General features: G+C 45.9%; 24 protein-coding genes. 18 read left to right on the forward strand and 6 right to left on the reverse strand.

The genetic code is table 11. From position 1 onward, the window contains the following. Positions 1–15 precede the first annotated feature (15 nt). Positions 16–204 (reverse strand): DUF2065 domain-containing protein, encoded by a 189-nt coding sequence (locus KI655_RS23130; RefSeq protein WP_285409029.1) that lies wholly within the window; start codon positions 202–204, stop codon positions 16–18. Positions 205–376: 172 nt separating this feature from the next. On the opposite strand from KI655_RS23130, the gene KI655_RS23135 reads away from it, so the two are divergent. Both KI655_RS23135 and KI655_RS23140 read left to right on the forward strand, forming a co-directional pair. Continuing rightward, positions 377–1693 carry an adenylosuccinate synthase gene (locus KI655_RS23135; protein WP_285409031.1) on the forward strand — a complete coding sequence of 439 codons (1317 nt, stop codon included), beginning with the start codon at positions 377–379 and terminating at the stop codon, positions 1691–1693. 280 nt (positions 1694–1973) lie between these two features. Then, on the forward strand, positions 1974–2609 hold the full coding sequence (locus KI655_RS23140; RefSeq protein ID WP_285409032.1) for a tetratricopeptide repeat protein: 636 nt from the start codon (positions 1974–1976) through the stop codon (positions 2607–2609). Between the two features lie 138 nt (positions 2610–2747). Here the strand turns inward: KI655_RS23140 and KI655_RS23145 are convergent, their stop codons facing one another. After that, on the reverse strand, positions 2748–4157 hold the full coding sequence (locus KI655_RS23145) for an amidohydrolase (RefSeq protein WP_285409034.1): 1410 nt from the start codon (positions 4155–4157) through the stop codon (positions 2748–2750). A gap of 250 nt (positions 4158–4407) precedes the next feature. On the opposite strand from KI655_RS23145, the gene rnr reads away from it, so the two are divergent. From rnr to rplI, 5 genes are all read left to right on the forward strand, one after another. Continuing rightward, positions 4408–6915, forward strand: coding sequence for a ribonuclease R (gene rnr, locus KI655_RS23150; RefSeq protein ID WP_285409035.1), 2508 nt, complete (start codon positions 4408–4410; stop codon positions 6913–6915). 100 nt (positions 6916–7015) lie between these two features. Beyond that, a complete protein-coding gene (gene rlmB, locus KI655_RS23155) occupies positions 7016–7756 on the forward strand; it encodes a 23S rRNA (guanosine(2251)-2'-O)-methyltransferase RlmB (protein ID WP_285409037.1) in 741 nt (246 codons plus the stop codon). Positions 7757–8024: 268 nt separating this feature from the next. Next, the gene (gene rpsF, locus KI655_RS23160) at positions 8025–8414 is read left to right on the forward strand and encodes a 30S ribosomal protein S6 (protein WP_032549898.1); all 390 of its coding nucleotides are present in this window, start codon (positions 8025–8027) and stop codon (positions 8412–8414) included. Between the two features lie 112 nt (positions 8415–8526). Then, positions 8527–8754: a 30S ribosomal protein S18 gene (rpsR, locus tag KI655_RS23165; protein ID WP_000090472.1), complete on the forward strand. Its 228-nt coding sequence runs from the start codon at positions 8527–8529 to the stop codon at positions 8752–8754. Positions 8755–8792: 38 nt separating this feature from the next. Continuing rightward, complete coding sequence (gene rplI / locus KI655_RS23170; RefSeq protein ID WP_032549897.1) at positions 8793–9245, forward strand: 50S ribosomal protein L9; 453 nt, start codon at positions 8793–8795, stop codon at positions 9243–9245. A 184-nt stretch (positions 9246–9429) separates the two neighbouring features. Here rplI and KI655_RS23175 read toward each other — a convergent pair whose 3' ends face one another. Beyond that, the gene (locus KI655_RS23175) at positions 9430–10296 is read right to left on the reverse strand and encodes a DUF481 domain-containing protein (RefSeq protein WP_285409038.1); all 867 of its coding nucleotides are present in this window, start codon (positions 10294–10296) and stop codon (positions 9430–9432) included. 175 nt (positions 10297–10471) lie between these two features. On the opposite strand from KI655_RS23175, the gene KI655_RS23180 reads away from it, so the two are divergent. The 3 genes from KI655_RS23180 to KI655_RS23190 are packed head-to-tail and all read left to right on the forward strand — an operon-like array spanning position 10472 to position 14172. Then, entirely contained in the window at positions 10472–11863 is a 1392-nt protein-coding gene (locus KI655_RS23180) for a replicative DNA helicase (protein WP_084181823.1), read from the forward strand. A gap of 6 nt (positions 11864–11869) precedes the next feature. Further along, the gene (alr, locus tag KI655_RS23185; protein WP_285409040.1) at positions 11870–12958 is read left to right on the forward strand and encodes an alanine racemase; all 1089 of its coding nucleotides are present in this window, start codon (positions 11870–11872) and stop codon (positions 12956–12958) included. Between the two features lie 29 nt (positions 12959–12987). After that, positions 12988–14172 carry a BamA/TamA family outer membrane protein gene (locus KI655_RS23190; protein ID WP_285409053.1) on the forward strand — a complete coding sequence of 395 codons (1185 nt, stop codon included), beginning with the start codon at positions 12988–12990 and terminating at the stop codon, positions 14170–14172. A gap of 127 nt (positions 14173–14299) precedes the next feature. On the opposite strand, the gene KI655_RS23195 is transcribed toward KI655_RS23190, so the two are convergent. Next, the gene (locus KI655_RS23195; RefSeq protein WP_285409042.1) at positions 14300–14719 is read right to left on the reverse strand and encodes a secondary thiamine-phosphate synthase enzyme YjbQ; all 420 of its coding nucleotides are present in this window, start codon (positions 14717–14719) and stop codon (positions 14300–14302) included. Between the two features lie 325 nt (positions 14720–15044). Here KI655_RS23195 and pgi point away from each other — a divergent pair, with 325 nt between their 5' ends. Continuing rightward, on the forward strand, positions 15045–16697 hold the full coding sequence (pgi, locus tag KI655_RS23200) for a glucose-6-phosphate isomerase (protein WP_285409044.1): 1653 nt from the start codon (positions 15045–15047) through the stop codon (positions 16695–16697). Between the two features lie 161 nt (positions 16698–16858). Here pgi and KI655_RS23205 read toward each other — a convergent pair whose 3' ends face one another. Both KI655_RS23205 and zur read right to left on the reverse strand, forming a co-directional pair. Further along, positions 16859–17320 (reverse strand): chemotaxis protein CheX, encoded by a 462-nt coding sequence (locus KI655_RS23205; RefSeq protein WP_032549890.1) that lies wholly within the window; start codon positions 17318–17320, stop codon positions 16859–16861. A gap of 17 nt (positions 17321–17337) precedes the next feature. Then, entirely contained in the window at positions 17338–17796 is a 459-nt protein-coding gene (gene zur / locus KI655_RS23210; protein WP_285409045.1) for a zinc uptake transcriptional repressor Zur, read from the reverse strand. A 314-nt stretch (positions 17797–18110) separates the two neighbouring features. Here zur and dusA point away from each other — a divergent pair, with 314 nt between their 5' ends. From dusA to KI655_RS23245, 7 genes are all read left to right on the forward strand, one after another. After that, complete coding sequence (gene dusA / locus KI655_RS23215) at positions 18111–19091, forward strand: tRNA dihydrouridine(20/20a) synthase DusA (RefSeq protein WP_285409047.1); 981 nt, start codon at positions 18111–18113, stop codon at positions 19089–19091. A 193-nt stretch (positions 19092–19284) separates the two neighbouring features. Further along, positions 19285–19506 (forward strand): envelope stress response protein PspG, encoded by a 222-nt coding sequence (pspG, locus tag KI655_RS23220; protein WP_285409048.1) that lies wholly within the window; start codon positions 19285–19287, stop codon positions 19504–19506. 151 nt (positions 19507–19657) lie between these two features. Beyond that, positions 19658–20323, forward strand: coding sequence for a TIGR04219 family outer membrane beta-barrel protein (locus KI655_RS23225; RefSeq protein ID WP_285409050.1), 666 nt, complete (start codon positions 19658–19660; stop codon positions 20321–20323). A 209-nt stretch (positions 20324–20532) separates the two neighbouring features. Then, the gene (locus tag KI655_RS23230) at positions 20533–20769 is read left to right on the forward strand and encodes a hypothetical protein (protein WP_032549870.1); all 237 of its coding nucleotides are present in this window, start codon (positions 20533–20535) and stop codon (positions 20767–20769) included. 118 nt (positions 20770–20887) lie between these two features. After that, the gene (locus KI655_RS23235; RefSeq protein ID WP_285409052.1) at positions 20888–22750 is read left to right on the forward strand and encodes an assimilatory sulfite reductase (NADPH) flavoprotein subunit; all 1863 of its coding nucleotides are present in this window, start codon (positions 20888–20890) and stop codon (positions 22748–22750) included. Further along, a complete protein-coding gene (gene cysI / locus KI655_RS23240) occupies positions 22750–24477 on the forward strand; it encodes an assimilatory sulfite reductase (NADPH) hemoprotein subunit (RefSeq protein ID WP_032549868.1) in 1728 nt (575 codons plus the stop codon). Before KI655_RS23235 ends, cysI begins: the two co-directional genes overlap by 1 nt. Further along, positions 24470–25246, forward strand: coding sequence for a phosphoadenylyl-sulfate reductase (locus KI655_RS23245; RefSeq protein ID WP_150872900.1), 777 nt, complete (start codon positions 24470–24472; stop codon positions 25244–25246). The genes cysI and KI655_RS23245 overlap by 8 nt, the downstream gene beginning before the upstream one ends. Positions 25247–25785: the final 539 nt, after the last annotated feature.

Here is a 25785-nt window from a genome sequence, read left to right on the forward strand (position 1 = left end):
ATCTCGAATCTCGAATTATCGATACGTCATAAACGCAATCACCGCACCGGCTACCACCAAGCAACCACCAATACGTCGAAGCTGATTATCTGGTTGTTCACTAAGCTGAGCCATCATATTGCGCCAGCCTCTTGGAGCGATAAGTGGCCCTGAGCCTTCAACGACCAAAACTAGGCCGATAGCCAGCCAAATAGAGTGAGACATGATAGGTGCCTTATGAGATAAAAAAGGAATGATATCAGTATCCTTACGTATTTTGATACCGCCTTATGTGTGCCGCTTGTGACCAATTCTCACTATTGTGAACAAAAAATGACTGCAAGAATTGTGATTCGGTGCTAGAATCCATTTTTAACTAGCAACAGATACTGGAAAGATGGGAAATAACGTAGTCGTTCTAGGCACCCAATGGGGTGACGAAGGTAAAGGTAAAATTGTTGACCTTTTAACTGAAGATGCAAAATACGTGGTTCGCTACCAAGGCGGTCACAATGCAGGTCACACACTTGTAATTGACGGTGAAAAAACCGTTCTTCACTTAATTCCATCAGGCATCCTGCGCGATAACGTTAAATGTGTTATCGGTAACGGTGTTGTACTTTCGCCTGAAGCACTTCTTAAAGAAATGAAGCCTCTTGAAGAGCGCGGTATCCCAGTGCGCGAGCGTCTTTTCGTTTCTGAAGCTTGTCCTCTAATTCTTCCGTACCACATCGCTATCGACAACGCGCGTGAAATCGCTCGTGGCGCGAAAGCTATCGGTACAACGGGTCGTGGTATCGGTCCAGCTTACGAAGATAAAGTTGCTCGTCGCGGTCTACGCGTTGGTGACCTTTTCGATAAAGAAATGTTCGCTGAGAAGCTAAAAGAAGTAATGGAATTCCATAACTTCCAACTAGAGCACTTCTACAAAGCTGAAACAGTAAGCTACGAAGAAGTACTTGAGCAGTGCATGGGTTACGCAGATCTACTAACTTCAATGGTTATGGACGTAACTGACGAACTAGACGCAGCACGTAAGCGCGGCGACAAGATCATGTTCGAAGGCGCTCAAGGTACTCTACTAGATATCGACCACGGTACTTACCCATACGTAACTTCTTCTAACACGACTGCTGGTGGTGTTGCTGCAGGTTCTGGTTTTGGTCCTCGTCACATCGGTTACATCCTTGGTATTACTAAGGCTTACTGTACTCGTGTAGGTTCAGGTCCATTCCCAACTGAGCTATACGATGGTCTAGACAAGCAAGACCCAGTAGGTAAGCACCTAGGTGATGTTGGCCACGAGTTTGGTGCGACAACAGGTCGTCTACGTCGTACAGGTTGGTTTGATGCAGTAGCAATGCGCCGCGCAATCCAAATCAACTCTCTAACTGGTATGTGTCTGACTAAACTAGACGTTCTTGACGGTCTAGAAGAGATCAAGATCTGTACTGGCTACAAGATGGCTGACGGTTCTACCCTAGAAGTTTCTCCAATGGCTGCTGAATCTTTCGAAGAAGCAACGCCAATCTACGAAACAATGCCAGGTTGGTCTGAGACAACATTTGGTGCTAAGACAATCGACGCGCTTCCACAAGCTGCTCTTGATTACATCAAACGTATCGAAGAACTAACAGGCGTACCAGTAGACATTATCTCTACAGGTCCAGACCGTAACGAAACTATTATCAAGGTTCACCCTTACAGCGCATAATGCTGATACACGTAAGTGCATAGATAATAGAATGTTATTCGAAAGCCAGCTGAAATATGCTGGCTTTTTTGTACCTGCAATTTGGAGTTGCACGTGTACCACTTTTTAGTGGTGATGATCTTTTGTACGCTATCTGGCAAAATATTGCCCATTGGCGGCAAGTTTTGTCTAAAGCGATACGCGCAGTTGCCGATACAGATATCATAGTGAGTGAAATGTAATTGAGTTTGGGGTTCCCAACGGCTTAATACGTTTTTAAAACAGATAATAGAGTGCAGGTATGAAGCTACGAACTGTGGCAGCTTCATTGATAATGGCACTGACCTCCTCCATGAGTCATGCAAACTTGGCTGATGTTGGTGAGCCAGTACCCATATACACAGAAGCTGAACTGATCAATCTGATTGAGAAAAACCAACACCTTGAGCGTGTGAAAGCTGATAAGTGCCAACTGGTTGAAGATATCGTTGCTCGTGCGACGCGTATCAGTTTGCCTTCTTATGAGTTTTTATACGGCGACATGCTGGCTTGGGGTGTCTGTGTAGAGCAAGACGTTGAGCTTGGTCTGTACTACATGGAAAATGCGGCCCACCAAGGTCTACCTGCTGCGTTAGAGCAGTTAGGTCGCTATTACTCTCGTGGTACCTTGGTTCAGCAAGACAAAGAGCGAGCGATCCCTTATCTTCGTGAAGCAGCATCTATGGGTAACCTTAATGCGCGTATTCACTTAGCTGAGCTATTACTGCGTGATTATGGTAGCCCGTTAGATTATGAAGACGCGTACCGCTGGCTGTATAACTCAGTCACTGCCGATCAGCGTCAACACAAACGCATCTCTGTATTGAGGAGTGGGTTAGAGCAAAGAATGCCAGACAACATTATTGCTCGCGCCAAGCGACGTGACGTTTTCTGGTAAACCCTGAATCGAGCCTTTTCGTTCTGTTATGATGCTGCACTCATCGTGACAAGAATCGCGCTTCAAAAAAGCCCCGCACTAATCTTTATTAGTACGGGGCTTTTTGCGTTTAGATAGCGATGTTACTTGATGGCGAGATTATTGAACCACTTCACCTGACTCTACAACGGTTTCTCGCACTACTTTGGTGAAATCTAGTGCTTCTTGACGAATTTTATCTTCATCGACTGTTAGCATATTGCGATCTTGCATGATCAATTTACCATCAACAATAGAGTGGCGAACGTTACCTGAGTTTGCTGAGTACACTAGGGCAGAGTATGGGTTGTAGACCGGTACCATGTTCGGAGCCTTAGTATCGATCACGATGATGTCAGCCAGTTTACCGATCTCTAATGATCCGATCTTATCTTCCATGTGTAGTGCTTTTGCTGCGCCCATGGTTGCCATGTCGATCACTTTGATCGGAGGCATCGCTGCACGATCCTTGTTAACCAGCTTATGCACTTTCGCGACTTGGTTGAACTCGTCAATGGTACTTAGGGTGTTGCCTGACATTGGCCCATCAGTGCCTAAGCCAATACGCACGTCTTCATCATACATCTTCAGAGCGGGAGAAACGCCTTTCGCTGATTTGATGTTCGCGCTCATGTTATGCGCCACACCCATATCAGCTTCTTTTACCAGTTTGATGTCTTCATCATCAACCAAGATCATGTGTGCGCCAACGAGGTTCTTGTTGAGTGCGCCAATGCTGTGCATGTACTGAACTGGCGACAAACCATCAGAGCGCTCAGCAATCTTCTCTTCTTCACGGTGAGACTCTGCAAGGTGAATCATCACTGGTACATCCAGCTCCAACGATAGCTTCGCTACTTTTTGTAGGATCTCTGTGGTGTTGGTGTAAGGAGCATGTGGTGCGAAGGCTGGGGTGATACGCGGGTGGTCTTTGTACTCTTCAATAAAGTTGAGTGCGTATTTGATGCCTTCTTCTGCGTTTGCGGCATCCGCTACTGGGAATTTAATCACCGTCTCACCCAGGATGGCACGCATGCCGATCTTATCAACGGTTTTTGCCACTTCATCCTCGAAGTAGTACATGTCAGCGTATGTGGTTACGCCACCTTTCACCATTTCAACGTTACCCAAGTTCGCGCCAATACGAACCATATCTCGCGAAACGAGCTTCTTCTCTAATGGGAAGATGTAGCGGTGCAGGCGGTCAGGCACATCATCCGCCAACGAACGGAACACCGTCATTGATACGTGAGTATGGGTATTGATAAGACCCGGCATCACGATATCGCCATCGACATCCAACACTTGCTCTGCCTTGTACTGCTTTTCCAATGATGCATCACCAACGGCAATGATCTTATTGTCTTTAACCACGACAGTGCCGCTTTCATACACGGTTTTGTCTTGGTTCATGGTCAGTACCATGGCGTCCGTGATCATCAGATCGGCTTTTTCCATGGCGTTGCTTGCAAATGAGAACAGTGAGAACCCAGCAATCGCTGAAGCCAGTAAGGTACGTTTTAGTTTCATTATTAATCCTCGGAACAGGAGAGACTCAATTTTTCCGAATCATAGTCGATTTCATTGATGCCGCAAACGTTTGTTTTATCGTTTGCGTAAAAATATGATGGTTCGACACAAATGCGAACAGATATTTCACATCATGAAGGTTTGTATCAATATCAGCTAATTTGTCGGTTTTCTAAAGCATATCTGTAGCTTACCTGTTGCATCGGATATACTAGAGATATATCCCTTCCTTGCTTAAGCAGGCCCGCCTATGACAAAAAAGACACCGATGTCAGAAAATACGACGACCACTACCAATGTCGACCCTTTTGCAGACCGTGAGTCGCAAAATTACGAGAATCCAGTACCGAGCCGAGAGTTCATTATTTCGTTCCTTACGGATGCCAACATCCCGATGAACCGTAATGATCTGTTCGAAGCTTTGGGTTTATCTGGAGAAGACCAGTATGAAGGTCTGCGCCGTCGTCTGCGTGCGATGGAGCGTGATGGTCAGCTTATCTTTACGCGCCGTCAATGCTACGCGCTACCTGAGAAGCTGGAGCTGATTAAAGGGTATGTGATCGGTCATAAAGATGGTCATGGCTGGGTACGCCCAGATGGCAGCAAAGGCAAGGATGACGACATTCTACTGCCTCATCATCAGATGAAAACGCTGATGCATGGCGATTATGTATTGGCACAGCCTACTGACAACAGTAAACGCGGTCGCCGTGAAGGGCGCTTAGTACGCGTGCTTGAAGAGCGCACAGCACCACTAATTGGTCGTTTCTTCCTCGAGTATGGTCACTCTTACGTAGTGCCAGATGACTCGCGTATCAGTCACGATATCCTGATCCCTACCGAGCATAAAGGCGGTGCTCGTATGGGTAACGTAGTGGTGATTGAAATTACTGATCGTGGCGGTCGTTCGCGTAACATGATGGGTAAAGTGACAGAGGTTCTGGGTGAGAACATGGCTCCGGGTATGGAGACCAAGATTGCTATCCATACTCACCAAATTCCACATGAGTGGCCTGAAGCGGTTGATAAGCAAATTGAAAACCTAGGCGAACATGTTCCTGAAGAAGCTAAAGAAGGGCGTATTGATCTGCGTGACCTGCCTTTAGTGACCATTGATGGTGAAGACGCACGTGACTTCGATGATGCGGTTTATTGTGAAGCGAAGAAGGGCGGCGGCTGGCGCTTATGGGTGGCGATTGCTGACGTAAGCTACTACGTTCGTCCAGATACTGCACTGGATAAAGAAGCGATTAACCGTGGTAACTCGGTGTACTTCCCATCTCAGGTAGTACCTATGTTGCCGGAGGTATTGTCGAACGGCCTATGTTCGTTGAACCCGCAGGTTGACCGTCTGTGTATGGTGTGTGAAATGACCATCTCTGAAAACGGTAAGCTGTCAGGTTACAAGCACTATGAAGCGGTCATGAACTCTCATGCACGTCTGACCTACAACAAGGTGGGCGCTATCTTAGATGGTGATGAAGAGCTTCGTCAGCGTTACGAGAAAGAAGTGCCACACCTTGAAGAGCTGCACAAGATGTACAAAGTGCTTAAGCAGACTCGTGATGAGCGTGGTGCGATTGAGTTTGAAACCGTTGAGACGAAGTTCATCTTCAATGCGGATCGTAAGATTGACCGTATTGAACCTGTGATTCGTAACGATGCACACAAGATCATCGAAGAGTGTATGATCTTAGCCAACATCGCTTCAGCCTCTTTTGTTGAGAAAGCGAAAGAGCCTGCGTTGTACCGCATTCACGAAACTCCGGGAGAAGAGCGCCTAGCTGGCTTTAAAGACTTCTTGGGTGAGCTAGGTCTGAGCTTGGAGGGTGGTTTACAGCCATCGCCAACGGATTACGCACAACTGATGCGCCAAATTAATGAGCGTGAAGATCGTGAGCTGATTCAAACCATGCTGCTACGCTCTATGAAGCAAGCGGTGTACAACGCGGATAACGTTGGTCACTTTGGTTTGGCACTGAAACGCTACGCGCACTTTACGTCGCCGATTCGTCGTTACCCAGACTTGCTGCTGCACCGCGCGATCAAGTACCTGATTGCTAAAGGTGAAGGCCGTAACACTGACCGTTGGACGCCAACTGGTGGTTACCATTACTCATTTGATGATATGGATTTCTACGGTGAGCAGTGTTCGACAACCGAGCGTCGTGCAGATGATGCCACACGTGAAGTGTCGGATTGGCTGAAGTGTGAATACATGCAAGACCACGTTGGCGAAGAGATGCCGGGTGTTATTGCTAACGTAACTGGTTTTGGCTTCTTTGTTCGCCTAACAGAGCTGCATATTGATGGCTTAGTGCATGTGACGTCACTAGCCAACGATTACTACCAATTTGACCCAATTGGACAGAGATTAATTGGTGAGAGTTCTGGTAATATCTACCGCCTTGGCGATTCAGTGAAGGTTAAGGTCTCTGCGGTAAACCTAGATAGCCGTCAGATTGACTTTGATATTGTCGATACTGACCGCAAGCCTCGTGGTAAAGGTAAAACCGCGAAGAAACGTGCTGCGGATGCTGCGAAAAAGGCGAAAAGCAAAAAACGCGCAGCTGTAAAAAGCCGCCGCCCAGGAAGCAGTGCTAAACCATTAGTTGAGCCTACCAAGCGCCCTGATGGTAGCAGTGAAGAAGGGACAAGCAGCAAGAGAAAGCCGAAGCGTAAACCAGCGAGTACCGATAAGCCGAAAGCGAAAAAGAAGCGCACGGCAAAGCGTAAGCCAAAAGCGCCAAAGGCTTAACACAGGAGTAGGCATAAGTACTGCCTACTCGATATTGAATAGTGAATTAAGGAGAGGCGCAGTTTGCTCTCCTTAACGTAACAAACCGAACAGGTAGACAATGAGTAACGAATTTATCTACGGCATTCACGCAGTGAAGGCTGTTCTAGAAAAAGACCCTGCACGCTTTATCGAGGCTTATGTATTAAAAGGCCGTCAAGATGAGCGTCTATTACCGCTGTTGAACCAACTGCAGCAGTTTGGGGTGTCTATCCAACAAATGGGTCGTAAAGTGCTGGATGACAAAGCTCAAGGCGCTAATCATCAAGGTATCATCGCTAAGGTGATACCAGCTAAGCAGCTGAATGAGAATGACCTTGATGACATACTTGCTCAGCATGAACAGCCTCTACTGCTGGTTCTTGATGGTGTGACAGACCCGCATAACTTAGGCGCATGTCTACGTAACGCAGACGCGGCAGGTGTTGCGGCTGTAATCGTACCGAAAGACCGCTCTTCGCCGTTAACTGCCACAGTAAGCAAAGTGGCTTGTGGCGCTGCAGAAACGGTTCCTCTAGTTCGCGTGACTAACTTGGCGCGTACTATGCGTGCGTTACAAGAGAAAGGCGTGTGGTTTGTGGGTACAGCGGGCGAAGCGACGCACGATATCTACCAAGCAAAACTGACGGGCCCACTAGCGGTTGTTATGGGGGCAGAGGGTGACGGTATGCGTCGTCTAACGCGTGAAACTTGTGATGATCTGATTAAGATCCCTATGGCTGGTAGCGTATCAAGCCTTAATGTTTCGGTTGCCTCTGGTATTTGCCTGTTTGAAGCGGTACGTCAGCGTTTAGCGCAGTAAATCACTCATTAAATTGATTTGTTTCTAACGCCCACCACATGCTGGTGGGCGTTTGTTTTCATCGAATTAAGGTAGATCTTGAGAGAATCACGGATGGCTAGATGGCGAAAGAAAAACTGTTTCATTATTCGCCAAATACCACTTGCCAATAAGGGGTTCTTTCTATAATATTTGCCGTCCTTAAAACTCAGTCAATTATCTTTAGTTCCTTGCTTCCTCTGGATGACTGAGCCAACTGTGGAAGCTAATAATCCGTAAGGAGCAACCAATGCGTCATTACGAAATCGTATTCATGGTGCACCCTGATCAAAGCGAGCAAGTTGCTGGCATGATCGAGCGTTACACTGGTTCTATCACTGAAGCTGGCGGTACTATCCACCGTCTAGAAGACTGGGGCCGCCGTCAAATGGCTTACCCAATCAACAAGCTTCACAAAGCTCACTACGTTCTAATGAACGTTGAAGCTGGTCAAGAAGTGATCGACGAGCTAGAAACTGCTTTCCGTTTCAACGATGCAGTTCTACGTAACATGATCATGCGCACTAAAGGCGCTGTGACTGAGCAATCTATTATGCTTAAGCAAAAAGAAGAGCGTGCAGAGCGTGCTCCTCGTCGCGAAGAGCGTACAGAAGCTAAGCCAGAAGCATCTGCTGAGTAATTCTTTTTTGGCGTAAAGCCTTAAAAAATTCTCAACTTGTTTTAGGTTCTTCGTAACTACTTCGGTATTTATGGAAGACCGCTTTTTTAAATTTAAGATCAGGAGATAGCCCATGGCTCGTTTCTTCCGTCGTCGTAAATTCTGCCGTTTCACTGCAGAAGGCGTACAAGAGATTGACTACAAAGACGTAGCAACTCTAAAAAACTACATCACTGAAGCTGGTAAAATCGTACCTAGCCGTATCACTGGTACAAGCGCTAAGTATCAGCGTCAACTAGCTCGCGCTATCAAGCGTTCTCGTTACCTAGCACTTCTACCATACACTGACAAGCATCAGTAATTGGTAAGAGTTAATAAAAGTTTAAGAGGACTAAGATAATGCAAGTTATTCTACTTGATAAGATCGGTAACCTAGGTGGCCTTGGCGACCAAGTAAACGTTAAATCTGGCTACGCTCGTAACTTCCTTATCCCACAAGGTAAAGCAGTTATGGCAACTAAAGACAACGTTGCTATGTTCGAAACTCGCCGTGCTGAACTAGAAGCTAAAGTTGCTGAGCAACTAGCTGCTGCAGAAGCTCGCGCAGAGAAAGTTAACGCTCTAGAAGCTGTTGTTATCGCTTCTAAAGCTGGTGACGAAGGTAAACTATTCGGTTCTATCGGTACTCGCGACATCGCTGACGCTATCACAGCTGCAGGTGTTGAAGTTGCTAAGAGCGAAGTACGCCTACCTGAAGGCGCTCTACGTAACATCGGTGAATTCGAAGTAAGCATCCAACTTCACTCTGAAGTATTTGCTACAGCGAACATCGCTATCGTTGCTGCTGAGTAATTTCAGTTAAAAGACGAATTCTTTCTTTTGAAAGTTTTAAAACACCAGCTTCGGCTGGTGTTTTTTTATGTCTGGAATTCAGGAGATCAGCTAAGGTCTGTTGTACAGATATGAGGGGGTAAGAGTTACGATAGGTAAAAAGCCTATTATGATCTTTTTATCCTAAAGGCTGTTGAGAATGCGCTTAGAACTGGAATAACAGATTCACGGAAAGTACAGAGTCTGCTTTATCTAAGCCATTTGGCACTTTATCGTGATATTGACGTGAGTGTGCAATCTTAAGGGCGATGTTTTCAGTGATATCATTCACCACTTCTAGATCCGTATCGAGTCTTAGGTTACTGCGACCCGAAACCAAGGTCATGTCCGCATTGAAGCTCAGGTTTGGTAACACCTGCCAAGATGAGTTCAAGTTGCCTCGAAATATCCCCTCTTCAACGATCTCCGGAAAGATGATGTCATCGTCATCAATCTCATCAAGGTTTGGTTCTTGGTAACGAAAACCCGGGCCCACCTCGAATTCCAAGACAAAGGTTTCTGTGTTCGAGAATTGATAACCCAAACCTGTCGAAATGGTGTAATCCTTAAAGTAGGCACTATAGCGAGAGTCTACCCCTTTAAAACTGCCGTAAAGGTAGGTTTTCGGGCTTAACTTGTAGTCACTCTGAGCGGTGTAAGTCGACTGTCTCTTGTCTTCTTCGCCATCTTTATAGAGATTGTAATACTTCCACTCACCGGTGCTACGGTGGCGACCTTCGGTATATTCAGCGCTCAGACGTGCATTCAACGAGCGAGAGTCGGAGTTACCAGTATGCGACTGATATCCAAATTCGACTTCGGTAGACAGTGGGTCTGTTGGTTCTGTATCACTCGGTGCGATATCCATATCCACAGCCTCTGTTTTAGGTTCTAGATCTAATACTGGGGCCGTTTCTTGCGGTTCGGCCACCTCAATTGAGTCAAGAAGCTTATCAACAGGGGATTCTGTGTCATTAGCCAAAGCTAATGGAGTGCTCAGTAGACCAAGGCTAAGAGCAAATAATTTGGACACGCATACCTCATTTGTACAGTGAATGGATGGAGGATCGTAATGCTACCCTTGGTGATTTGAGTCAGCAATAGGTAAATTCTTACTTAAGACTAAAACAAACCCATCGGATAGCATTACAAATGAATGTTCTTGGGTATAATGAGCGATCATTATTAGTTATTTGAGTGTAGTCATAGTGGATACCAGAAATCAGAAATCAGCCAACGATCAGGTGGACGCGATTAAAGTCCCGCCCCATTCATTAGAAGCTGAACAATCCGTGATTGGCGGCCTGTTGCTGGACAACGAGCGCTGGGATACGGTGGCTGAGAAGGTCGTTGCGAAGGACTTTTATAGCCGTCCTCACCGTCTGATTTTTGAAGCGGTTAAAGACATTCTAGAAGAAAGCGCGCCTCTGGATCTTATTACACTCTCAGAACACTTAGAGCTGCGTGAGCAACTTGAAGAGGTGGGCGGCTTCGCTTACCTTGCAGACCTTGCGAAAAACACCCCAAGTGCGGCAAACATTAACGCGTATGCGGATATCGTCGCTCAGCGTGCTCTAGTACGTAGCCTGATTGGTGTCGCGAATGAGATCGCCGATTCAGGTTATGACCCACAAGGCCGTACCTCAGAAGACCTGCTTGATCTTGCCGAGAGTAAAGTATTCGCGATTGCAGAAGGTCGTGCGAGCGAAAACGAAGGCCCGCAAAACGTAGACAGCATTCTAGAGAAGACGCTAGAGCGTATCGAGATTCTATATAAAACGCCGCAAGATGGTGTGACAGGCGTCGATACTGGCTTTAACGACCTCAACAAGAAAACCGCAGGCCTACAAGGCTCAGACTTAATCATTGTCGCAGCGCGTCCATCGATGGGTAAAACCACCTTTGCGATGAACTTGTGTGAAAACGCGGCAATGAAGCAAGATAAACCTGTTCTTATTTTCTCATTAGAGATGCCGGGCGAACAGCTGATGATGCGTATGCTTGCGTCTCTTTCTCGCGTAGACCAAACCAAGATTCGTACTGGTCAATTGGATGACGAAGATTGGGCGCGTATCTCTTCAACCATGGGTATCCTCATGGATAAGAAGAACATGTACATCGATGACAGCTCGGGTCTAACCCCGACTGAAGTTCGCTCTCGTGCGCGTCGTATTGCACGTGAGCACGATGGTCTTTCAATGATCATGATCGACTACCTTCAACTGATGCGTGTGCCGTCTCTTTCTGATAACCGTACCTTGGAAATTGCCGAGATCTCTCGCTCTCTGAAAGCTTTAGCGAAAGAGCTGAATGTTCCTGTTGTGGCACTTTCCCAGCTTAACCGTTCCCTAGAGCAACGTGCTGATAAGCGCCCTGTTAACTCGGACTTGCGTGAATCGGGCTCGATTGAGCAAGATGCCGACTTAATCATGTTTATCTACCGTGATGAGGTTTATAACCCAGACAGCTCATTGAAAGGTATCGCGGAAATTATTATCGGTAAGCAGCGTAACGGCCCAATCGGTTCGGTTCGTTTGACCTTCCAAGGTCAGCACTCTCGATTTGATAACTATGCAGGTCCTGCATTTGATGATGAGTAACGCTTAATGACGTACATGAAAGCGGCGACCGCGAGCATTGATCTCAATGCACTAGAGCATAACCTTCGTCAGATAAAGTCGAAGGCGCCTCAATGTAAAGTAATGTCGGTGGTTAAAGCCAATGGCTACGGTCACGGCTTACTGCAGATTGCTAAACACTCTAAAAACTCCGATGCGTTCGGTGTAGCTCGCATTGAAGAAGCGCTGCAACTGCGTGCGGGCGGTATTGTGCAACCGATTCTATTGCTTGAAGGTTTTTACTCTTCAGGTGATTTGCCGATCCTTGTTACCAACAACATTCAAACCGTGGTCCACTGTGAAGAGCAGTTAAGTGCGCTAGAAAATACCAAGCTTGAAGCTCCGGTTGTTGTTTGGTTGAAGGTGGATAGTGGTATGCACCGCTTAGGGGTTCGCTCTGAGCAGTACCAAAACTTTGTGGAGCGTCTTCATCAGTGCCCTAATGTCGCTAAACCGCTGCGTTATATGAGCCACTTTGGTTGTGCAGATGAGTTAGATAAAGGCACCACACAGCAACAAACAGAATTGTTCCTGTCCTTAACGGAGGGTTGCGAGGGTGAGCGCTCCTTGGCAAACTCGGCAGGCTTATTGGCTTGGCCTGAGAGCCACTTAGACTGGGTTCGTCCCGGGATTATCTCTTACGGCGTATCTCCGTTTGTCGAACAGACGGCACAAGACCTAGGCTTTCTGCCTGTGATGACACTAACCTCGCACCTGATTGCAGTCCGTGATCTTAAAGCTGGTGAAAGCGTTGGTTATGGCGGAAACTGGACCAGCGATCGCGATACCAAAATGGGCGTAATTGCGATTGGTTACGGTGATGGTTACCCGCGCACTGCGCCAAATGGAACTCCGGTTTACATCAATGGCCGTAAGGTGCCGATTGCAGGCCGTGTCTCTATGGATATGCTGACAGTAGACCTTGGCCCAGATGCGACTGACCAAGTGGGTGATGAAGCGACCTTATGGGGTAAAGCCCTGCCATCGGAAGAGGTAGCGGCTCACATTGGCACGATCGCTTATGAATTGGTTACTAAACTCACTTCACGTGTCGCGATGGAGTACGTGAAATCGTGAGCGGAAAAAAAAGATGGCTTGCCAGTGCAATGACGCTGGCGGTCTCGTTGGTTTTTACTCCAGCTCAAGCCTCAGATAAATCAGAGAAAGAGCCTAAAGACTCTGCTTTTGTTCCTTTTTACTTCAGCACAGAAACCATGGGAAATACCTTTGGGGTCGCAGGTGTCGCAAAAGGGGTAGGGCAGCCGCAAGCCGCGCTATTCGGTACCGCGCTTTATTCTGATAAAGACAGCTATGTCGTCTTCTTGTCTGCCTTTAATTATGCACTGTCTCAGAACCTGCTGTTCAGCACTCAGATGTACCAAGCTCGCTTCAATGACAATCCGTATTACCTTGGTGATCAAGGCAACAACGACTCCTCAGACAGTGATAAAACCATAACCGATGGCATGGAGCAAAACTACCAAGCGGAGTTTAAGTATCTGCTGCCTTGGGGCAATGTCGCTGAACATGGATTGTTGGGCGCGTTTCAGCCGATCAAAGATGTCAGCTTTGCGTCGCCACTGGAGTCCGGTGTTAGCTCGATCATCTTCACGCCTTTCTATACCTCTCGTGAGTTAAAAGAGTTTAATGAAACCGAGAAAGCGACTGGCTTTAATCTGAGTTTTGATTGGGATAACCGAGACAGCACTCGTAACCCAACCAAAGGTTCTCACTCGATGCTAAAGCTGACCACAGGTGCAGAAGATTGGTCTGAGGGTGACCCTTGGTTTAAATGGACATTCCAAAACAGCCAATACTACGCACTGGGTCCTCTAGGGGATTGGTTCGATCAGCAAGTGTTGGCGTTTGACTTCTATACCTCGGATACACCGACATGGGATAACTGCTCCGGGCAAGAGTGTGCTCGCCCGCCAGAAACCGAACAAGCGCGTCTTGGTGGTCTGTACCGACTAAGAGGTTATACCGGAGGCAGATTTCATGGTCGCTCTGCGGTTCACTACTCTGCCGAGTACCGTGTACTGCCTGATTGGCAACCGCTGGAAGACATTCCTCTCATTAACTATTACGACCTCCCTTGGTGGCAATGGGTCGCGTTTGCTGAAGTAGGCCGCGTAGCCGATGAATATGACGTGAAAACCCTGCATACCGACATGAAGTGGAGTTTAGGCGGAGCGGTTCGTTTCCAAGTTGAAGGCATCGTGGTTCGAGCTGAACTAGCCCGCGGCGGCGATGAAGGTACCTTTAGGGTTATGATAAACCAGCCCTTCTAAAGCCAGTTTTCTCGCTCTATCGAGCTAAGAAAGCATTTGGCCTACCATAGGCCCAAAGCCTTATGAATAAGAGTGGTTGTGGAAACGCACCACTCTTTTTTATTGATTCAATTAAGGTTTTTCTTGGTTATTCACCCTGAATCGTTAGGATCACGGTGCGGCTACCACCAAAATCACGATGCTCGCCCAAGTAAATGCCCTGCCATGTTCCTAAAGCTAAACGACCCTTGGTGATTGGGATTGTCACACTGCTGCCCAAAAGCGATGCTTTAATATGAGCTGGCATGTCGTCATCGCCCTCATAGGTATGACGGTAGTAGGGCGCACCTTCTGGCACATAACGATTGAAGTGTGCTTCCATGTCATGGCGCACGGTTGGATCTGCATTTTCGTTCAATGTCAGGCTCGCTGACGTGTGTTGAATAAATAGATGTAATAAACCAACAGATGGACAATTAATGTCGTTGATGTGTTGTTCAATTTCATCAGTAATGAGATGAAATCCACGCTTTCGTGCATTGAGGTGAATAGTCTTCTGAAACCACATATAGCATCCTCTATAATGTATTTGGCAAAAAAGCGCATTAACGCTATCTTTTGAACTTGAATTTACAGGGTTTAGTTCACACTTATGAAGTGTAGAATCTAAATCTGCGCCACTTATCGATTCACAAAATTGAATCGTGATTTATCTCAAGGCGCTGATGGTTATATACGGCATAATACGCCGTGAAAAAAAATTACAAAGAATCTTTCAGTGATGATGAAATCTTTGTCGTCACCGATTCATAGAGCTTTTGCCTAATCGGGGGTTCTCTTATCACATGAGTGATACTGAGAATAAAACCTACAGTAACATCGGGATAGTTACCATGTTGAAAAATATCAACCCAACGCAAACACAAGCGTGGAAATCTCTAACAGCACACTTTGAATCTGCTCAAGATATGGAGCTTAAAGAGCTATTTGCTCAAGATGCAAAGCGTTTTGATGCGTTCTCTACTCGCTTCGGTTCAGACATCTTAGTGGACTACTCTAAGAACCTTATCGACGCAGAAACAATGCAGCACCTTTTTGCACTTGCTAACGAGACAGAAGTTAAATCTGCAATCGAAGCAATGTTCAGCGGTGATGCGATCAACCAAACTGAAGGTCGTTCAGTTCTTCACACGGCTCTGCGTAACCGCAGCGATAAGCCAGTGATGGTTGATGGTAAAGATGTAATGCCTGCTGTGAACGCAGTTCTAGCGAAAATGGAACTGTTCACACACCGTATCGTTTCTGGTGAGTGGAAAGGTTACACAGGTAAAGAGATTACTGATGTTGTGAACATTGGTATCGGCGGTTCGGACCTAGGTCCTTACATGGTGACTGAAGCCCTAACACCATACAAAACACGCCTAAACATGCACTTCGTGTCTAACGTTGATGGTACTCACATCGTTGAAACACTGAAGAAAGTAAACCCTGAAACAACACTATTCCTAGTGGCTTCTAAGACGTTTACAACTCAAGAAACAATGACGAATGCACACTCTGCACGTGATTGGTTCCTTGCTGAAGCAGGTGATGAAGCGCACGTAGCGAAACACTTCGCAGCGCTATCTACTAACGCAACTGCAGTAGCTGAGTTTGGTATCGATACAGACAACATGTTCGAATTCTGGGACTGGGTTGGCGGTCGTTACTCTCTATGGTCTGCAATCGGTCTATCGATTTCTCTGTCTGTAGGTTTCGACAACTTCGTTGAGCTTCTTGAAGGTGCTCACGATATGGATAACCACTTCGCTTCAACTGAGTTTGAAAGCAACATCCCAGTTATCCTTGCGCTAATCGGTATTTGGTACAACAACTTCCACGGCGCTGAGTCTGAAGCAATTCTACCTTACGACCAATACATGCACCGTTTTGCTGCGTACTTCCAGCAAGGTAACATGGAATCTAACGGTAAGTTTGTTGACCGTGACGGTAACCCAGTGGAATACCAAACGGGCCCTATCATCTGGGGTGAGCCTGGTACAAACGGCCAGCACGCTTTCTACCAGCTGATTCACCAAGGTACTAAGCTGATCCCTTCTGACTTCATTGCTCCAGCAATCAGCCACAACCCAGCATCTGATCACCATCAGAAGCTAATGTCTAACTTCTTTGCTCAAACTGAAGCACTAGCATTCGGTAAGACAAAAGAGACAGTTGAAGCTGAATTCCTAGCAGCAGGTAAAACAGCTGAAGAAGTAGCAGAACTAGTACCATTTAAAGTGTTTGAAGGTAACCGCCCAACAAACTCTATCCTAGTTAAGCAAATCACGCCTCGCACTCTGGGTAACCTAATCGCGATGTACGAGCACAAGATCTTCGTACAAGGCGTTATCTGGAACATCTTCAGCTTCGACCAATGGGGTGTAGAGCTTGGTAAGCAACTGGCGAACCAAATCCTGCCTGAGCTTGCTGATGACGCAGAAGTGACATCTCACGATAGCTCAACTAACGGTCTAATCAACGCATTTAAAGCGCTTAAAGCTTAATTGAGTTGAACCGCTAAAAAGAAACGCCAGCCTTCGAGCTGGCGTTATTGTTTTTCCAGAGTAAGCCATGTACTTCGATAAATCGCAGGTAATAAAAAAGGCTGGCACTGAGCCAACCTTTCTTTCAATTCGCTTTCTTTAAAGTCGAACGTTCGATGCTGTTATTCGAAACAGATCTCGATGAAGGCATTACCCCATTGAGATGAAAAAGGCATGATGATGATCGCACCTTCACACTTGTGACGAATAGTGTGTCCTTTGCCTGATACAACAATCGGTGTTGCCATATCAAAGTCGAAGCCACTTTCAGCAAGGATACGCTTTGCACCGCCCGTTACCATGTTAGTGATCTCACCAACCATATCGGTAACTTCTTCGTTTAGACCGTTAGGGCGCTCACCCAGCATGTTCTGCATGATTTCTAGCGCTAGGCCTTCATCAAAGGTGATCGACATTGAACCACGAGACTGTGGGCCAACCATACCGATTAAACCAGAGACATCACCACGAGCGATTTCATCTTTTTTAACTCTAGGTTTCTGTGGCTTCAATTCTAGAGAAGCCATCGTTTTCAGCACATTCATGAGAGAGGCTAAAAACGGGTTTACAAATTCAGCGCGCATAATGTTCTTCTATAATCTTAATCTTTCAGCTCAGTCGAGCAGGCTTGGCAAGTGCCATGAGATTCGATGACGTGGTTGGTCAATTGAAAGCCGTGCTTGTCTGCATTGTTAGCGAGTTGAGATATCAGGTCATCGTCTTGCAATTCGATAACGCTGCCACACTTATCACAGATTAGCAGCTGTGAGAAATGTTTGTGAGCATTACAAGAGCAGCAGCAAATAAAGCTGTTTGTTGACTCAACTCGGTGAATGAAACCTTGTTCCAACAAAAAGTCTAAAGCGCGATATACAGTAGGTGGTTTGGCCTGAGGTTCACTTTGCTTAAGCTGTTCCAGTAACTCATAAGCACTAGAGGCTTTTTTATTCGCTAAGATAAGCTCAAACACTCGCTTTCTTTGAGGTGTTAAACGAACGCCTCGTGATGCGCATATCCCTTCAACTTGCTCTATTAATGTTTGGTCCAAATTTTTCACCATACAAAGGGACGTCTCTAACTACTTACTATTTTGACAGTAAAATCAGCGAGGTGTCCTTAATTTCAATAAAAGTCAGGTACAGAGCGTATTGTGACTTATGACTTTGAATAAGACAAGGTAACTCAAAATGACCGCATGACTCAAGATATAACTGATTATTGACGTCAAAATAGAGGCTCTGTGAATGGGTTGAAATATAAAAGTGTGAGGTAAAGATCATATAGCGCAAACAAGGTATAGCCTTTACAATAGCCGACTTCACTTTTGTTGGCTGCGCCAATAAGTACGTTTGACTCGTAATTAGGGTATTTACCATGACACATTCATGTAGACTTTCTGTTGCTCCAATGCTCGATTGGACTGATCGTCACTGTCGCTACTTCCACCGCCTGCTGTCTCAGCAGGCTCTTCTGTATACGGAAATGGTTACGACAGGCGCAATACTGCATGGTAAAGGTGACTTTCTAGAGTATAGCGAGCAAGAACACCCTGTTGCGCTTCAATTAGGTGGTTCAAACCCAGTAGATTTGGCGGAGTGTGCCAAGCTTGCTGCAGAGCGTGGTTATGACGAAGTGAACCTTAACGTAGGTTGCCCATCTGATCGTGTTCAAAACGGCCGCTTTGGCGCGTGTCTAATGGCTGAGCCTGAGCTGGTGGCAGACTGTGTATCAGCAATGAAAGAAGTGACCGATATTCCTATCACGGTAAAAACGCGTATCGGTATTGATGACCAAGACTCGTATGAGTTTCTGACTAAGTTCATCTCAACCGTGTCTGAGAAAGGTGGCTGTGAGCAATTTACCATTCACGCGCGTAAAGCTTGGCTGAGTGGCCTAAGCCCGAAAGAGAACCGCGAGATCCCACCGTTAGACTACACACGTGCTTACCAAGTGAAGAAAGACTTCTCTGATTTGGTGATTGCGGTTAATGGCGGTATTACTACCTTAGAGCAGACTAAAGAACACCTTCAGCACCTAGATGGCGTAATGATTGGTCGTGAGGCTTACCATAGCCCATTCATTCTGGCGGAAGTGGATCAGCAAATCTTCGGACTGGATACACCAATCAAGAAACGCTCTCAGGTTGTTGAAGAGATGTACCCGTACATTGAGCAAGAGCTGATGAAAGGTGCAAGCCTAGGTCATATCTCGCGTCATATGCTTGGTCTGTTCCAAAGCATGCCGGGTGCAAGACAATGGCGTCGTTACATCAGTGAGAACGCACACAAGAAAGGTGCAGGCATTGAGGTAATGCAAACGGCATTGGCGAAAATTCCTAAAGAATTGAACGTTTAATCTTTAACTTTGCACACTAGGTTAAAATTACCACTGTTGGTTAATTTAACCACTCAAAAGTTTATTTAAGCCACGTATGAAAATGCGTGGCTTTTTATTTGATTGATTTTTAAGGTTTTTATTTTTATCTCGGGTTGGTATGGAAGCTGCAATATCTAGGATTAAGAGAAACAGGTCATCATAGGAGACCATTATGTTTGAATTAATCTTTGTTCTTATCTTTGTTGCGACACTGCTAGTAACGGGTATTACGTTCATGACGGTACTAGCGGCGACAGGAATCGCTTTAGTCGTGATGGTCGTGCTGGGTATGATAGGAGCAGTATTGAAAATCTTACCTTGGTTGATTGTTATCGCGATCGGTATTTGGTTCTTCAAAAACGTCGTGAACAGCTCTAATCCTCGTCGTTATTAAAGCGTTATGATTCGAAAGTCATGACAACGTCAAATTTGATGGCAACGGATGTTTATCGCATCCGTTGCACATATGTGTGGTAGAATTTTACTCATTAGTCTATGAATGTACTTACAATTAGTACAACGCAATGGAACGGGAGCTCTCTCAAATGAATAAAATGCCATTAATTGCTTTAGTGGGAATGTTATCTTTAAGTTCGACAACGTCTGCTCAAGAAGAACCTTTCTACACGGCGAAAGTCGGTGCCGATATGTGGTGGGGAAGTACAAAGCTTAATGAAGTAAGACAAGACGATTCTCAATCGCCTTCTTTGTACTTTGCATTTGAGCACAAATTCCCAATGTTGCCGAACGCAAGCATTCGCTACACATCAGTTGATGCCGATGCATTAGCGTTTGATAAGTACGATTACACCTTCTACTACACACTGCTTGAGCACAAGTTAATGAACTTCGATGCGGGTGTGACGTTTACTCAGTACTCGAACTCTAACTACACTGAACCAAAAGCGGGTGGCGCGCAAAGCGAGTTTGATGAGCTAACGTGGAGTTTCTACGGTAATGCAGAGATCAACGTGCCAGATACCAACTTCGATATCATTGGTACGATGGAGTTTGGTGACAGCAGTGGTATTAAGAGCACCGACCTAATGGCGGGTGTTCAGTACCGAATTCCAGTAGCGGAAACGCAAGTTGCACTTCGTGGTGGCTATCGTGTTATCGACCTAGAGTCGGATGAATTCTTCACTTCAGACCTAGGTAAAAGTTTCGTGATGGTTGACGGCTGGTTTGCAGGTGCGGAAGTTCGCTTCTAATCTAGTATCAACATTACTTCAGAGCATGTAGCTCAGAGATTGAATATCTAAAAACGCCACTGATTGTCAGTGGCGTTTTTTTTGTTTTGGATATACCAATCTGGAATGAGTTAGTACTACCATCACTTTTGGGGATTCTTATGCATTGGCTCGAACGGCGTCTATTATTAAAAGACACAGTATTGCAGAGTCACAGCAAAGGATGGGATATGACACTCAATGAACTACGCACTCTATATCGAGAAAATCTGCTGGTGGAAGCAATCATAGAGCCCTCAATCCAAGAAGGGGCTTGGGTTGTGGAGTTTCGACACATGAGCGGCGGCTTTGTACTGTTGACCGATGTACACGGCGAAGAGTGCCATTATGCTGACCTCGACCTCGCATCAAAGTCCGCAATGGCCGTCGGGTTTCAACAGGTACGCATCGAAAATCAGCAACAGTAGATAAGCCGACAACGGTTTTTTACTTCCAAAAAGTTATAAAACATACTTTTCTATTCTTTCTTGTTATTAAAAGGAGTGGTTAATCTATCGTCACGCAATGATTAGGGATGTCGTGACCATGTCTTTAAATAAGAAAGAGTCTTCACAGAATAACGCACAAGCAGGTAGCAACGAACTACCAGGCTTGGCTGCACCATTAAATGATCAACAATTAGGTCATCTTCAACAGAGTGTTTCAGAACTTTCACCGCAACAGCTTGCTTGGGTAAGTGGTTATCTATGGGGTGTAAGCCAAAACCAACCTTCAGCGGCAGCAGCTCCTATTGCTCAAGCAGCAGCTGTGGTTGCGGCTAAACCTGCAGGTAAGCTAAGCATCATCTTTGCTTCTCAAACGGGTAACGCAAAGGGTGTCGCGGAAGCGCTAGAGTCTGAAGCAAAAGCACAAGGCATTGCGGTTGAGCTGTTCGACGCGAGTTACTACAAAGGTAAGAACTTAGCGAAAGAAACACACGTTATCTTCGTTGCTTCAACCAACGGCGAGGGCGAAGCCCCTGATAACGCGATTGAACTGCATGAATTCCTTCAATCGAAGAAAGCACCTAAGCTACCGAACCTACAATATGGTGTCATCGGTCTTGGTGACTCAAGTTATGAGTTCTTCTGCCAAACCGGTAAAGATTTCGATAGCTTCCTATCTAAACTTGGTGCGACGCCATTTATTGATCGTGTTGATCTAGATGTGGACTACGAAGCACCAGCAGAAGAGTGGCGCGCATCAGCACTTGAGAAAGTGAAAGAAGCTCTCTCTTCAGGTACTGAAGCTGAGGTGGTTCAACTTCCTGTTGGCCAACAAGCGGCAGGTCATAGCCTTTACACCAAACAGAATCCATACACAGCAACACTGCTTACCAGTCAAAAGATCACCGGTCGTGATTCAGGTAAAGACGTTCGTCATATCGAAATCGATCTGGATGAGTCGGGTATTACTTACCAACCGGGTGACGCATTGGGCGTGTGGTTTGAAAACAGCTCAGAACTAGCAAATCAAATTCTAGCGAAAGTAGGTCTTTCTGGCGTAGAGAGTGTTGATGTAGATGGTGAGAGTCTTTCTATTCATAGTGCTCTAGTCAGCAAATACGAGATCACGGCATCTAACCCGCAGCTCGTGACTAAGTTCGCAGAGTTATCAGGCAGTAAGAAGCTAGCAAAGCTGGTGGAAGACAAAGACAAGCTTCGTGAATACGCAGGCAACACTCAGGTTGTCGATGTTCTAGCAGAGAAGAAGACAAAACTGTCTGCTGATGAATTGGTTGGTCTGCTACGCAAGCTTACGCCGCGTCTTTACTCAATTGCATCAAGCCAATCTGAAGTTGATGAAGAAGTTCACCTAACAGTAGGTTTAGTGGAATACCAAAAAGGTGATGAGTCTCGTCAAGGTGGCGCATCTAGCTTCTTAGCCCAGCGCTTAGAAGAGGGCGGTGAAGTGAAAGTGTTCGTAGAGAACAACAATAACTTCAAACTTCCTCAAGATGATGCAACGCCTATCATCATGATTGGCCCAGGTACAGGTATCGCACCATTCCGTAGCTTCATTCAAGAGCGTGACAACAATGATGCTGAAGGTAATAGCTGGTTGTTCTTTGGCGACCGTACCTTCACTCAAGACTTCCTATACCAAATTGAATGGCAGAAATACTTGAAGTCAGGCGCGCTAACCAAGCTTGATGTGGCATTTAGCCGTGACCAGCAAGAGAAGGTGTACGTTCAAGACCGTCTCATCGAGCAAGCTGAGCAAGTGTGGCAGTGGTTGCAAGATGGTGCTTACCTATATGTGTGTGGTGATGCGACTCGTATGGCAAAAGATGTCAACGAAGCGCTGATCACAATCGCACAAGAACAAGGCAAGCAGAGCCGAGAGCAAGCTGAAGAATATATTAACGATCTACGTAAAGCGAAACGTTACCAAAGGGATGTGTACTAATGAGCAAGCAAGTAATAGAGCAAGAAGTATTAGGCCAAGTGCTTGGCCCATTAGCAGACAACGAACGTTTAAAGCGTGAAAGTAATCATCTGCGTGGCACCATTGAAGCCGATCTACAAGATCGCATCACAGGTGGCTTTACTGCAGACAACTTCCAGCTGATTCGTTTTCACGGTATGTATCAACAAGATGACCGTGATATCCGTAACGAACGTGCAAAGCAAAAGTTAGAACCGCTGCACAATGTGATGCTTCGTGCGCGTATGCCGGGTGGCATCATTACACCAAAGCAGTGGCTAGCAATTGATAAATTCGCGGATGAGAGCACTTCGTATGGTTCTATCCGACTCACTACGCGTCAAACATTTCAGTTTCACGGTGTTTTGAAGCCAAATATCAAGTTGATGCACCAAACGCTAAACAGCATCGGTATTGATTCGATCGCGACAGCGGGTGACGTAAACCGTAACGTGCTATGTACGACTAACCCAGTAGAATCTGAGCTTCATCAAGAGGCTTATGAGTGGGCGAAGAAGATCAGTGAGCATCTTTTACCAAAAACGCGTGCTTATGCTGAGATCTGGCTAGATGGCGAGAAACTAGAAACGACTGATGAAGAGCCGATTCTAGGTAGCAACTATCTACCTCGTAAATTCAAAACGACGGTAGTGATCCCGCCACAGAATGATGTGGATGTTCACGCGAATGACCTGAACTTCGTGGCAATTGCAGAAGACGGTAAGCTGGTGGGCTTTAATGTGCTTGTTGGTGGCGGCCTAGCAATGACTCACGGTGATACGTCGACTTATGCTCGTAAAGCTGATGACTTTGGTTTTGTACCACTAGCAAACACATTAGATGTGGCTGCTGCTGTGGTAACAACACAACGTGATTGGGGTAACCGTTCTAACCGTAAGAACGCAAAGACCAAGTACACACTAGACCGTGTTGGCATTGATGTCTTTAAAGCTGAAGTTGAGAAACGTGCAGGCGTAAAATTCTCTGATAGCCGCCCTTATGAGTTTACTGGTCGAGGTGATCGTATCGGTTGGTCTGAAGGTATCGATGGTAAATTCCATTTAGCACTATTCATTGAGAACGGTCGTCTACTGGATTTCCCAGGTAAGCCTCTTAAAACAGGTGTTGCTGAAATCGCTAAGATCCATAAAGGCGACTTCCGCATGACAGCAAACCAAAACTTGATTGTTGCAGGTGTGCCAAAGAGTCAAAAAGCCAAGATCGAGAAGCTTGCTCGTGAATATGGTCTGATGGACGATGCGGTAACCGAGCAGCGTAAAAACTCAATGGCATGTGTGGCATTCCCAACTTGTCCGTTGGCAATGGCTGAGGCAGAACGTTTCCTTCCTGAGTTTGTGACGGATGTGGAAGGCATTCTTAAGAAGCACGGCTTACCGGAAGATGACAACATTATCCTGCGCATTACGGGCTGTCCAAATGGTTGTGGTCGAGCGATGCTAGCGGAGCTTGGTCTAGTGGGTAAGGCTCCGGGTCGTTACAACATGCACTTAGGTGGTAACCGAGCGGGTACTCGAATTCCTAAAATGTATAAAGAGAACATCACCTCTGCACAAATCCTTCAAGAGATCGATGAGCTGGTGGCTCGTTGGGCAAATGAAAGAGAAGAGGGCGAAGGGTTCGGTGATTTCACTATTCGCGCCGGCATCATCGAAGAAGTGATCATTTCTAAGAGGGATTTACATGCATAATTCTGTGACTTCCAAATTGAAGTTGGCAGATCTGCTTGCATTAACCAAGACGGAGCAAATTCTCCGTCTTTCAGAAATCAATGCTGAGTTAGAGACGCTAACCGCTCAACAAAGAGTTAAGTGGGCACTAGAGAATCTAGAAGGCAATCACGTTGTCTCATCTAGTTTTGGTATTCAAGCAGCGTTAATGCTTCACCTTGTGACCCAAGCTAAACCGGACATCCCAGTGATCTTGACGGACACTGGTTACCTTTTCCCTGAAACGTACCGCTTCATTGACGAGTTAAGTCAGCAACTGACATTAAATCTTCAAGTCTTTAGGGCGAAACAGAGTCCGAATTGGCAAGAAGCACAATACGGCAAGTTATGGGAACAAGGCTTAGAAGGGATAGAAAAGTACAACAAGCTGAATAAAGTCGAGCCAATGAGGCGTGCTCTGGATGAGCTTGATGCCGGGGTTTGGTTCTCGGGTTTGAGAAGAGAGCAATCTAAGTCTCGTGCAAACCTTCCTATTCTCTCTATCCAAAACGGTGTGTTTAAGTTCTTGCCTGTCATCGACTGGAGTAATAAAGATGTTCATTATTACTTAGAAGAGCATGGTTTGAGTTATCACCCACTAAGAGAAGAAGGCTACCTATCCATTGGTGACACCCACACTACTAAAAAGTGGGAGCCGGGAATGACCGAAGAAGAAACGCGATTTAATGGCTTGAAACGCGAATGTGGTCTTCATGAAGACGATGGTGAGCAATACGGTTCCGGTATTTAATCGGACTTGTATTGAAAAAGCTGCTTTTAAGCAGCTTTTTTTGTGTTTGTAAAATACAAAAAACGTCAATTGTGGATAACTCTGTGGGTAGCTTGTAGTTCGATTGGGGTTAAACTTGCATAAATATGGCTTTGAATGTTATTTCTGCACTTAAGCGTTATTTTTGCAATTTTCTTGAATTAAAGCTTGCCAATGTGAGGAACATCTCTATAATGCCGCCTCACTGACACGGCAGACGCCACAAGGCTTCAGCGAAGAATGTTAGTTCGGCAAGTAGCTTAAAGCGATATTTCGCTCCTACTTTTAGAAAGTAGAAATTAATTTTCAAAAAGTGTTTGACACTGAGAATTAAGTCGCTAGAATGGCCGCCTCTTCCGAAGTGATGTAAGTCACAACGAAGAGAAGCTCTTTAACAATTTAAACCTATCAATCTGTGTGGGCACTCGTTGATGAATATCACCAAGTTTGTTTTCGCTTTTAAAAGCAAAGGCAAACAGATACTTCGGTATCAAAATGATATCAATGAACTGAGTGACCAA

This window comes from Vibrio sp. D404a (assembly GCF_030248535.1).
Lineage (GTDB): Bacteria > Pseudomonadota > Gammaproteobacteria > Enterobacterales > Vibrionaceae > Vibrio.